Below are 10,007 nucleotides of genomic sequence, written 5' to 3'. Positions count from 1 at the left end.
GCCCGTCCCGCCCGGTAGTGTTTTTATAACACTAAAAACACTGCACCCAGAGCTCGTGTCTGCGGGGTTGGCGGCGGGGCCCCCGCCCGCCCCCCCCCCCCCCCCCCCCCCCCCCACGCCAGTGGCCCGGTCACCTCGCGGTGACCGGGCCACTGGCGTTCGGCCCCCCGGGCCCCCGGACCGGCCGGAGCCGGTGCCGGGAGCCGCCGGGCCTCAGGGCTTCGCGGGCGGGACGTCCTTCGGGGCGGTGACCTTGATGTCCACGACGAGCTCCGCGCCGTCCGGGGTGGTCAGGCGGAGGTGGTAGGTGCCCGCGGGCACGTCCGTCGTGAGCAGCTCCGGCAGGGCGGTCTTGCCGTCGGCGTCGGTCTTGGGCAGCTCCAGCGTGAACAGCTTCGCGCCGTCCTTGCCCGCGAACCAGGGGCCCTTCGCCTTCGCCTGGTCCACCGGGACCCAGGCGCCCGGCTCGCCGTCGACCAGCGTGGCCGTCACCCGCGCGCCCGCCACCGGCTTGTCGCCCGCGGCGGTCCGGAACTCCAGGCCCTTGACGGAGGTGCCGGCCGGGGCCGTCACCGGGGCGCCGCCGTCGGTACGGGTGATCTCCAGCGGCTTGGCCTTCTCGGTGACCGTGCCGGGCAGCGCCACCGTGAACTGGCTCTTGGCGTCGTAGGCCGTCGCCCGCAGGGTGAAGGTGCCGCCCTTGGCGCCCGCCTTGAGGCGGGGCGCGGTGACCGTGCCGTCGGCGCCGGTCCGGACGACCACGCTCGGCTCGCCCTCGAAGACGAAGCCCGTGCCGCCGGTGGTGTCCTGCTCGACGGCGAAGACCACGGCCTGCCCGACGGCGGGCTTGCCGTCGCTGAGCGCCGCCTTGAAGCGGACGCCCTCCGCGAAGAGGGCGCCGGTCTCGGCCTCCAGCTTCGCGTCGCCGATCCGCTCCAGCTTGGCGAGGGTGGCCGGCGCCGGCTTCGACGGTTCGCCCGGGGTGGGGGTCGGCGTCGGCGTCGGGGTGGGAGTCGGGGTCGGAGTCGGCGTCGGCGTCGGCCGGGTCGCCGGGGGGTTCGGCGACGGCACGTGCGGCGCCTGCGGGGTGGGCAGGCTCGGCGTGGGCGGCGTCGGGTAGGTGCCGACGGGCGGGTTGGGCACGCCGGTGGCGCCGTCCAGGTACTGACGCATGTAGCCGAGCACGGTGTTCACGTAATCGCGCGAGCTGTTGTAGCTGAGGACGGCCCTGTCCAGGTCCGCAGGCAGCGAGAGGTCCTTGCCGCCCGCGCAGAGGTACAGGCCCGCGCCGAGCGCCGCGTCGTAGATGTTGTTCGCGTCGCGCTGGCCGTCGCCGTTGCCGTCGGCCTTCCAGTCCTTCCAGGTGGAGGGGATGAACTGGAGGGGGCCGAAGGCGCGGTCGTACTCGGTGTCCGCGTCCCACTCGCCCTTGTCGGTGTCGGTGATCTTCGCGAAGCCGTTGCCGTCGAGCCGGGGGCCGCGGATCGGCCGCTCGGTGGTGCCGTCGGCCTTGAGCCCGTAACCGGAGGCGTGCACCGACTCGACCCGGCCTATGCCCGCGATCAGCGCCCAGGACAGGTTGCAGTTGGGCAGGGCCGCCTTCACGGACACCTCGGCCCGCTTGTAGGCGTCGAGGGCGGTCGCGGGGATCCCGGACGCGCCCTCCGCGGCCGCGCCGCCGGCGGCGGCGGGCGGGACCAGCGGGTCGGCGAGGGGGGCCGGGAGGTCCAGCCGGGCGTCGCCGCGGTCGGCGGCCTGCGGGCTGTCCGGGGTCGGCTCCGCTTCTCCCGCGCCGGCGACCGGGGTGTTGGTCAGCGCGGCGGCGGTGGTCAGGCTGGCCGCGAGGGCGGCCGTGCACAAGACCTTGCGCGAGGTGTTGACTACGTGACGGTGAAGCTGCTTCACAGTGCGGCGATCCCCCCAAGGCAGCCGGCGAAGGCGTCGGCTTGTCGAGCCGTGATTGTTCTGTCTATCAGGTATTCGGATACGACTCGCCGTCACCCCCGCACATATGAGACACCATTCGTCTCGCCTTCATCCGGTTGTGGCTCAGGACGTCCAGCGGGCCACGGGACCGTCCGGAACGCCCCAATGACCCCTCCTGCAACGGCTCGCGGCGTTTGGCGCGGTTCCGCCCGCGTCCGAACGGGCCCCCGCGGCTGGTACGTTCGTTCGCCCGCCCCTCCCTCCGAAGGCCCGTCCATGAGCACTCCCCCCGTCAACCCCTACTCCGGTGCGCCGCTGCCGCCCCCGCCGGCCGGAGCCAACCCGTACGCCCAGCACCCGCAGCCGCCGTACCCGCAGCCGCAGTACGCGCAGCCGCAGTACGCCCACCCGCAGGCCCCGTACCCCGCGGCGCCCCCGGCCGGGTGCCGCAACTGCGGGGCGCCCGAGGCGGTGAACTTCGCGGTCCGGGCCCACGTCGGCGTGCTCGTACTGATGCGCTTCCACCGGCTCGACGGCCCCTTCTGCCGCCGGTGCGGCCGGGCCATGGTCCGGATCATGACCACGAAGACGCTCTGCCAGGGCTGGTGGAGCCCGCTCTCCCTGGTGCTGTTCACGCCCTTCACCCTGATCTGGAACCTCGTCGCCTCGATGAAGTTCGACAAGCTCGACCCCTCGGAGCCCGCGCCCGGCCGCCGGCAGCTCGACGAGGGCCCGCCGCTGCACGCCCGGCCGCTCGCCTACGTGGCGATCATCCCGCTGCTCTGGGCGGTATGGGTCGTTTCGCACATCATCGCGGACGTGGCGGGCTGACGCCCCGGGGCGGCGGACCCGGCCCGCCGCCCTTCCCAACCCCGCCCGGCACCCCTACCCTGACGGCCCGTCAGATCCAGTCGCCGGAACGAGCCGCCAGGGGGCGCGCCATGCTGCTGCGAGGGAAGACCGTCATCGTCTCGGGGGTCGGGGCCGGGCTCGGCCACCAGGTGGCCGCCGCCGTGGTGCGCGACGGGGGCAACGCCGTGCTCGGCGCGCGGACCGAGGCGAACCTGGCCAAGTCCGCCGCCGAGATCGACCCGGACGGCGCCCACACCGCCCACCGGACCACCGACATCACCGACGAGGCCCAGTGCGAGGCCCTCGTCGCCCTCGCCACGCAGCGCTTCGGCGGCGTCGACGCGGTCGTGCACGTCGCCGCCTGGGACTCCTACTTCGGGGGCCTGGCCGACGCCGACTTCGGGACCTGGCAGCAGATCCTCGACGTCAACCTCCTCGGCACCCTGCGCATGACCCGCGCCTGCCTGCCCGCCCTGCGCGCCGCCGGCGGCGGCGCGGTCGTCATCATCGGCACCCAGTCCGCCGTGGCCGCCCCGAGCGAGGTCCAGCAGGCCGCCTACGCCGCCTCCAAGGGGGCGCTGACCTCCGCCATGTACTCCATGGCGCGCGAGCTCGGACCGGACCGGATCCGCGTCAACACCGTGCTGCCCGGCTGGATGTGGGGGCCGCCGGTACAGGCCTTCGTCACCTTCACCGCACACACGGAAGGGGTGTCCGAAGCCGAGGTGCAGGCCCGCCTGACCGCGCGGATGGCCCTGCCGGACCTGGCCACCGACGGGGACGTCGCGGACGCCGCCGCCTTCCTCGCCTCCGACCGGGCGCGGGCGATAACCGGCCAGTCGCTGCTGGTCAACGCCGGTGAGCTGATGCGATGAGGCCCCTCACCGACCCGGCCCGTGATCGTATGCTCGCCGTATGACCACTCCGAGTGACGCTCCGACCGACAACGCGATGCGCCGCGCGCTCCGGCGGGCCCGCGACGGCGTCGCGCTCGACGCGACCGAGGCGGCCGTACTGCTCCAGGCGCGCGGTGAGGCCCTCGACGACCTCACCGCCTCCGCCGCCCGCGTACGGGACTCCGGGCTCGCCGCCGCGGGCCGGCCCGGGGTCATCACGTACTCGAAGAGCGTGTTCATCCCCCTCACCCGGCTGTGCCGCGACACGTGCCACTACTGCACCTTCGCCACCGTCCCCGGCAAGCTCCGCCGGGCCGGCCACGGGATGTTCATGTCCCCGGACGAGGTCCTCGACGTGGCCCGCAAGGGCGCCGCCCTCGGCTGCAAGGAAGCGCTGATCACCCTCGGGGACAAGCCCGAGGACCGCTGGCCCGAGGCGCGGCAGTGGCTGGAGGCGCACGGCTACGACGACACGATCTCCTACGTACGGGCCGTGTCGATCCGCATCCTGGAGGAGACGGGCCTGCTGCCCCACCTCAACCCGGGCGTCATGTCCTGGGCCGACTTCCAGCGGCTCAAGCCGGTGGCCCCCTCCATGGGCATGATGCTGGAGACCACCGCCACCCGGCTGTGGTCCGAGCCCGGCGGCCCGCACCACGGCTCCCCCGACAAGGAACCGGCCGTCCGGCTGCGGGTCCTGGAGGACGCCGGGCGCTCCTCGGTGCCCTTCACCTCCGGGCTGCTGATCGGGATCGGCGAGACGTACGCGGAGCGGGCCGAGTCCCTCTTCGCGCTGCGCCGGATCTCCCGCGCCTACCACGGCATCCAGGAGCTGATCATCCAGAACTTCCGCGCCAAGCCGGACACGGCGATGCGCGGGATGCCGGACGCCGAGCTCGACGACCTGGTCGCCACCATCGCCGTCGCCCGGCACCTGATGGGCCCCGCCGCCTGCCTCCAGGCACCGCCGAACCTGGTGGACGGGGAGTACGCCCGGCTGATCGGGGCGGGCATCGACGACTGGGGCGGCGTCTCGCCGCTGACCCCGGACCACGTCAACCCGGAGCGGCCCTGGCCGCAGATCGAGACGCTGGCCGCCCGGTCCGCGGCGGCCGGCTTCGAGCTGCGCGAACGGCTCTGCGTGTACCCGGAGTTCGTCCGGCGCGGCGAGCCCTGGCTGGACCCGCGCCTGCTGCCGCACGTACGGGCGCTGGCCGATCCGGAGACGGGGCTGGCCGACGAGTCGGCGGCGGTCACCGGCCGCCCGTGGCAGGAGCCCGACGAGGGCCTCGGCGCGTACGGGCGCACCGACCTGCACACCGCCATCGACACCGAGGGCCGCACCGGCGACCGGCGCGAGGACTTCGACCACGTCTACGGCGACTGGGAGGCCCTGCGCGAGGCCGCGGCCCCCGGCATGGTCCCCGAGCGCATCGACACGGACGTGCGCGAGGCCCTGGCGCGGGCGGCCGACGATCCGACGCGGCTCACCGACGGGCAGGCCCTGGCGCTGCTGCACGCGGACGGGCCCGCGCTGGACGCGCTGTGCCGGATCGCGGACGACCTGCGCAGGTCGGTGGTGGGCGAGGAGGTCACGTACGTCGTCACCAGGAACATCAACTTCACCAACGTCTGTTACACCGGCTGCCGCTTCTGCGCCTTCGCCCAGCGCCGTACCGACGCCGACGCCTACACGCTCTCCCTGGACCAGGTCGCCGACCGGGCGGCGCAGGCCTGGGACGTGGGGGCGGTCGAGGTGTGCATGCAGGGCGGCATCCACCCGGACCTGCCCGGGACGGCGTACTTCGACATCGCGCGGGCGGTCAAGGAGCGGGTCCCCGGCATCCACGTGCACGCCTTCTCCCCGATGGAGGTCGTCAACGGCGCGACCCGTACGGGCATGTCCGTACGGGACTGGCTGACGGCCGCCCGGGAGGCCGGGCTGGACTCGATCCCGGGGACGGCGGCGGAGATCCTGGACGACGAGGTCCGCTGGGTGCTGACCAAGGGCAAGCTGCCGACGGCGGACTGGACCGAGGTCATCACCACCGCGCACGAGCTGGGCATCCGCTCCTCGTCCACGATGATGTACGGGCACGTGGACCAGCCCCGGCACTGGCTGGGCCACTTCCGCACGCTGACCCGGATCCAGGAGAGCGCGCTGGAGAAGGGCGTCGCCGGTTTCACGGAGTTCGTGACGCTGCCGTTCATCCACACCAACGCCCCCGTGTACCTGGCGGGCATCGCCCGGCCCGGTCCGACCGCGCGGGACAACCGGGCGGTCACGGCGATGGCCCGGCTGCTGCTGCACCCGCACGTGCCCAACATCCAGACCAGCTGGGTGAAGCTGGGCTCGCAGGGCGCGGCAGAGATGCTCCGCTCCGGCGCGAACGACCTGGGCGGGACCCTGATGGAGGAGACGATCTCGCGGATGGCGGGGTCGAGTTACGGCTCGTACAAGTCGGTACGGGACCTGGTGGCGGTCGCGGAGTCGGCCGGGCGGCCCGCGAAGCCCCGGACGACCCTGTACGGGGAGGTCCCGGCGGAGCGCCGGGAGGCGGCCCGCGCCTCGGACGGGCACCTGCCGCAGCTGCTGCCGGTCCTGGACTGAACGCGGGGCGGCCCGGCCGGGGAGTCGTCCCGGCCGGGCCGCGGTCGTCGGGGAGGGTCAGCCGACGAGGAGGTCTTCCTTCAGGTCGCGCAGCTCGCGGGAGTCGATGCCGAGCCCGTTCTTCAGGTAGCGGTCGAAGGAGCCGTACGTGGCCTTGACCTCGGCGTAGCCCGCGTTCAGGTACTCGGGGCGGACGTCCAGGAGCGGCTTGTAGACGGCGGCCTGGGCGGCCGGGAGGTGCGAGAGGATCGCGTCGTTGGCGGCCTTGCGGTAGTCGTTGGAGGCCAGGTAGTCGGCCATCACCGTCTCCTGCGGGACGCCGAGCGCCGTCAGCAGGGTGGCGCCCGCCCAGCCCGTGCGGTCCTTGCCCGCGGTGCAGTGGAAGAGGACGGCGCGGCTGCGGTCCTTCTCGATGCCCTCGAAGACCTGGGTGTAGGCCTTCTTGCCGCCGGCGCCGCTGACCATCGTCTTCTCGGCGTCGATCATGCTCTTGACGGCCTCGTCGGGGGTCTTGGGCATCGTCTGGAAGGACGGCGAGCCCGCGAAGACGTCGGCGACGACGTAGGTGGCGCCGGCCGGGACCCGGTCGGCGTCCTTGCTGCGCTCGTCCTGCATGCGCAGGTCGAAGACGGTCTTGACGCGCAGCCGCTGGAGCTTGGCCAGGTCGTTCGCGGTGAGCTTGTTGAGGGCGTCGGAGCGGTAGATCTCGCCCATCTTGACCCACTGGCCGGTGGTGGTGCGGTAGCCGCCCGCGTCGCGGAAGTTGGCGGTGCCCTCCAGCGTGATCAGGCGGTCGGCGAGGCGCAGGCCCTCGCCGCGCTCCGGCTTGAAGTCGAACCACTGGCGGTCGGCGGCGGGCAGCCGCTTGACGACGGCCCGGCCCTGGGCGCCGCCCTTGGCGACGACCTTGCCGTTGGCCTTGATCTCGACGCGCTTGGTGTTCTCGGCGCTCCACTTCAGGGTGTACGAGCCGTCGGCGCCGGCGGTGACGGTGGCCTCGGTGAACGGGATGGCGTGCCGGCCCTGGTGGTGGCCGTTGCCCCAGGGGAGGTCCCAGCCGGAGGCGGTGGCGGCGGGGGCCGCGACCAGGGAGGCGGTGAGTGCGGAGGCGACGACGGTCGCGGCGAGCAGAGCCTTCTTCATGCCGTCGAGGCTGGGCGGGTCCGGAGAACGCGGTATGAACGAGGCATGGCCGAAACCGACCGGCTCGAAGGCCAGTGGCAATACGTGCCACATAGTGGGACGGTGGCCGGATTCGTTCGCCCGACGGCACTCCGCCGGTCACTTACCGACGCGGCGACCGACTCCTTCCGGATATGACCGAACCTGTCCACTACAGTGCGCGCCAGGACACGGGGGGATGGACATGGACACGACGATCACACCGGACGCGGGCGCCGCGGGGGCGGCAGCCGCCTCCGCGCACACACCGACGACACCGCCGCCGACCGCGGCACCACCGGCCGCCGCCCCGGCCCCGGCACCCACGGCGACACCACCGGCACCACCAACACCACCGGCCGCCGCCCCCGTCCCGGCCACCGCACTGTGGGGCCGCACCGAACAGCAGGACTTCCGCAGCCGCGTGCGCGGCGCCCTGCTCGGCTCCGCCCTCGGCGACACCCTCGGCGCCCCCCTCACCGCCCTCACCCTGGACGGCATCCGCACGGCCCACGGCGAGGCGGGCCTGACCGAACCCGCCCCCGCCGCCGGCGGCCCCGCGGGCACCGTCACCGCCGCCACCCAGCTGACCCTGTTCACGGTGGACGGCCTGATCCGGGCCCACGTCCGCCGGGACTCCGGCGGCTGGCACCCGCCGACCGACGTCCACCGCGCCTACCGCCGCTGGGCCGCGACCCAGCAGGACTGGGGCCCGGACGAGCGCCGCGCGGACAACGGCTGGCTCGCCCGCGAGGAGTGGCTCTACGCCCGGCGCGCCCCGGACCGCTCCTGCCTGACCGGCTTCGCCGACGACACCCCCGCCACGCCGGAGCAGCCGAAGAACCCCACCGCCCGGGACGCGGCCGCCGCCACCCGCTCGGCGCCCTTCGGGCTGCTGGTCGGCTGGGAGCCCGCCCTGGTCCTCCAGCTGACCGTCGAGTGCGCCGCCCAGAGCCACGGCCACCCCACCGCCCACCTGGCGGCGGGCGCCTTCGCCGTGATCGTGCACGGCCTGACCCGGGGCGACTCCCTGGACGCCGCGGTCCAGCGCACCCTCGGCGCCCTCGGCACCCGGCCCGGCCACCAGCCCGTCACCGACGCCCTCCGGCGGGCCGTCGCCGCCGTCACCCGGGGCACGCCCTCACCGGCGGCCGTCGAAGCCCTCGCCCCCGACGGCGGCCGGGACGCCGCCGACACCCTCGCCGCCGCCGTGTACTGCGCCCTCGTCGCCGAGGACGTCCGCCACGGGCTGCGGCTCGCCGTCAACCACGGCGGCGACTCCGCCGCCGCGGGCGCCCTGTGCGGGGCCCTGCTCGGCGCCCTGCACGGGGAGACGGCCCTGCCCGCCGGATGGCTGGCCGGGCTGGAGGGCCGCGCCACCGTCCTCGCTCTCGCCGACGACCTCGCCATGGAACTGACCCAGGGCCCGGCCCTGCACGGACCCCGCTCCGCCGCCCCGGCCTGGCTCGCCCGCTACCCGGTCCCCGCGGCCTGACCCGGCCCGGACCGGACCGGGGGCCCGCCGGACGGCGGCGGGCCCTGCCGTCCTGGCGCGGAACGCCGTACCTTGGCCCTCCCCCGACCCGGAGGTGCCTCGCCCATGCGGATCGCCACGACCGTCTTCCTCACCGACCACACCGTCTCCCCCGTCCGGCTGGCCCGCGCCCTGGAGGAGCGCGGCTTCTCCGGCCTCTACCTCCCCGAGCACACCCACATCCCCGTCAGCCGCGTCACCGACGCCCCCATGGGCGGTGACCTCCCGGACCAGTACGGACGCACCCTCGACCCCTTCGTCGCCCTCGGGCAGGCCGCCGCCGTCACCGAACGCCTGCACCTGGGCACCGGCATCACCCTGGTCGCCCAGCACGACCCGATCGGCCTCGCCAAGCAGGTGGCCACCCTCGACCACCTCAGCGGCGGCCGCGTCACCCTCGGCATCGGCTACGGCTGGAACGTCGAGGAGGCCGCCGACCACGGCGTCGACTGGCGCACCCGGCGCGAACGGGTCCGCGACCACATGGCCCTGATGCGCGCCCTGTGGGCCCCGGCGCCCACCGGCCACCAGGGCCCGTACGCCCGCGTCCAGCCGAGCTCCGCCCACCCCAAGCCGGTCCAGCCGCCGCGCGAACTGGCCCCCGGACAGCCCCTGTACGGTCCGCGCACGCTGATCGGCGGCTCGGCCGGCCCGAAGCTGTTCGCGGCCATCGCCGACCACTGCGACGGCTGGCTCCCCATCGGCGGACGCGGCCTCACCGAATCGGTGCCGGTGCTGCGCCGGGTCTGGGAGGACGCCGGGCGCGACCCCAAGTCCCTCCAGGTCGTCCCGTACGCCGTCCAGCCGACCCCCGGCAAGATGGGCCACTACGCCGAACTGGGCCTGGAGGAGGTCGTCCTCCAGCTCCCCTCGGCGCCGGAGGGAGAGGTGCTGCGGGTCCTGGACGAGTTCGCCCAGTACCTCTGAGCGGACGGGAACCGCCCGCCCGGCCCGCGCGTGTCCGCAGGTGCCGCCACCGGCCGGCCCGGCTGGTACGTTGGCGCGTTCCGCCGATCAACTCGCTTTC

General features: G+C 74.4%; 7 protein-coding genes. 5 read left to right on the top strand and 2 right to left on the bottom strand.

The window, feature by feature from the left end; genetic code table 11:
• Positions 1 to 213 precede the first annotated feature (213 nt).
• The gene (locus tag ACGFXC_RS31680; protein ID WP_393718323.1) at positions 214 to 1,905 is read right to left on the bottom strand and encodes a lytic transglycosylase domain-containing protein; all 1,692 of its coding nucleotides are present in this window, start codon (positions 1,903 to 1,905) and stop codon (positions 214 to 216) included.
• A 297-nt stretch (positions 1,906 to 2,202) separates the two neighbouring features.
• Here ACGFXC_RS31680 and ACGFXC_RS31675 point away from each other — a divergent pair, with 297 nt between their 5' ends.
• From ACGFXC_RS31675 to ACGFXC_RS31665, 3 genes are all read left to right on the top strand, one after another.
• Complete coding sequence (locus ACGFXC_RS31675; RefSeq protein ID WP_393718322.1) at positions 2,203 to 2,757, top strand: hypothetical protein; 555 nt, start codon at positions 2,203 to 2,205, stop codon at positions 2,755 to 2,757.
• Positions 2,758 to 2,867: 110 nt separating this feature from the next.
• Complete coding sequence (locus ACGFXC_RS31670) at positions 2,868 to 3,653, top strand: SDR family oxidoreductase (protein WP_393718321.1); 786 nt, start codon at positions 2,868 to 2,870, stop codon at positions 3,651 to 3,653.
• 40 nt (positions 3,654 to 3,693) lie between these two features.
• Positions 3,694 to 6,285 carry a bifunctional FO biosynthesis protein CofGH gene (locus ACGFXC_RS31665; RefSeq protein WP_393718320.1) on the top strand — a complete coding sequence of 864 codons (2,592 nt, stop codon included), beginning with the start codon at positions 3,694 to 3,696 and terminating at the stop codon, positions 6,283 to 6,285.
• Positions 6,286 to 6,342: 57 nt separating this feature from the next.
• On the opposite strand, the gene ACGFXC_RS31660 is transcribed toward ACGFXC_RS31665, so the two are convergent.
• Complete coding sequence (locus ACGFXC_RS31660; RefSeq protein WP_393718319.1) at positions 6,343 to 7,428, bottom strand: tyrosine-protein phosphatase; 1,086 nt, start codon at positions 7,426 to 7,428, stop codon at positions 6,343 to 6,345.
• A gap of 403 nt (positions 7,429 to 7,831) precedes the next feature.
• On the opposite strand from ACGFXC_RS31660, the gene ACGFXC_RS31655 reads away from it, so the two are divergent.
• Positions 7,832 to 8,941 (top strand): ADP-ribosylglycohydrolase family protein, encoded by a 1,110-nt coding sequence (locus ACGFXC_RS31655; protein WP_393718373.1) that lies wholly within the window; start codon positions 7,832 to 7,834, stop codon positions 8,939 to 8,941.
• A gap of 105 nt (positions 8,942 to 9,046) precedes the next feature.
• Positions 9,047 to 9,907, top strand: coding sequence for a TIGR03619 family F420-dependent LLM class oxidoreductase (locus ACGFXC_RS31650; RefSeq protein WP_393718318.1), 861 nt, complete (start codon positions 9,047 to 9,049; stop codon positions 9,905 to 9,907).
• The last annotated feature ends 100 nt before the right edge of the window (positions 9,908 to 10,007 follow it).

This window comes from Streptomyces sp. NPDC048507 (genome assembly GCF_043199995.1).
Classification (GTDB): Bacteria; Actinomycetota; Actinomycetes; order Streptomycetales; family Streptomycetaceae; genus Streptomyces.
The sequence above is the reverse complement of the archived record's forward strand: the minus strand, read 5'-3'. Positions and strand labels throughout refer to the sequence as shown.

Coding starts and splice junctions, on each gene's coding strand:
- ACGFXC_RS31675 (WP_393718322.1), top strand. CDS start 2,203: ATGAGCACTCCCCCCGTCAACCCCTACTCCGGTGCGCCGCTGCCGCCC.
- ACGFXC_RS31670 (WP_393718321.1), top strand. CDS start 2,868: ATGCTGCTGCGAGGGAAGACCGTCATCGTCTCGGGGGTCGGGGCCGGG.
- ACGFXC_RS31665 (WP_393718320.1), top strand. CDS start 3,694: ATGACCACTCCGAGTGACGCTCCGACCGACAACGCGATGCGCCGCGCG.
- ACGFXC_RS31660 (WP_393718319.1), bottom strand. CDS start 7,428: ATGAAGAAGGCTCTGCTCGCCGCGACCGTCGTCGCCTCCGCACTCACC.
- ACGFXC_RS31650 (WP_393718318.1), top strand. CDS start 9,047: ATGCGGATCGCCACGACCGTCTTCCTCACCGACCACACCGTCTCCCCC.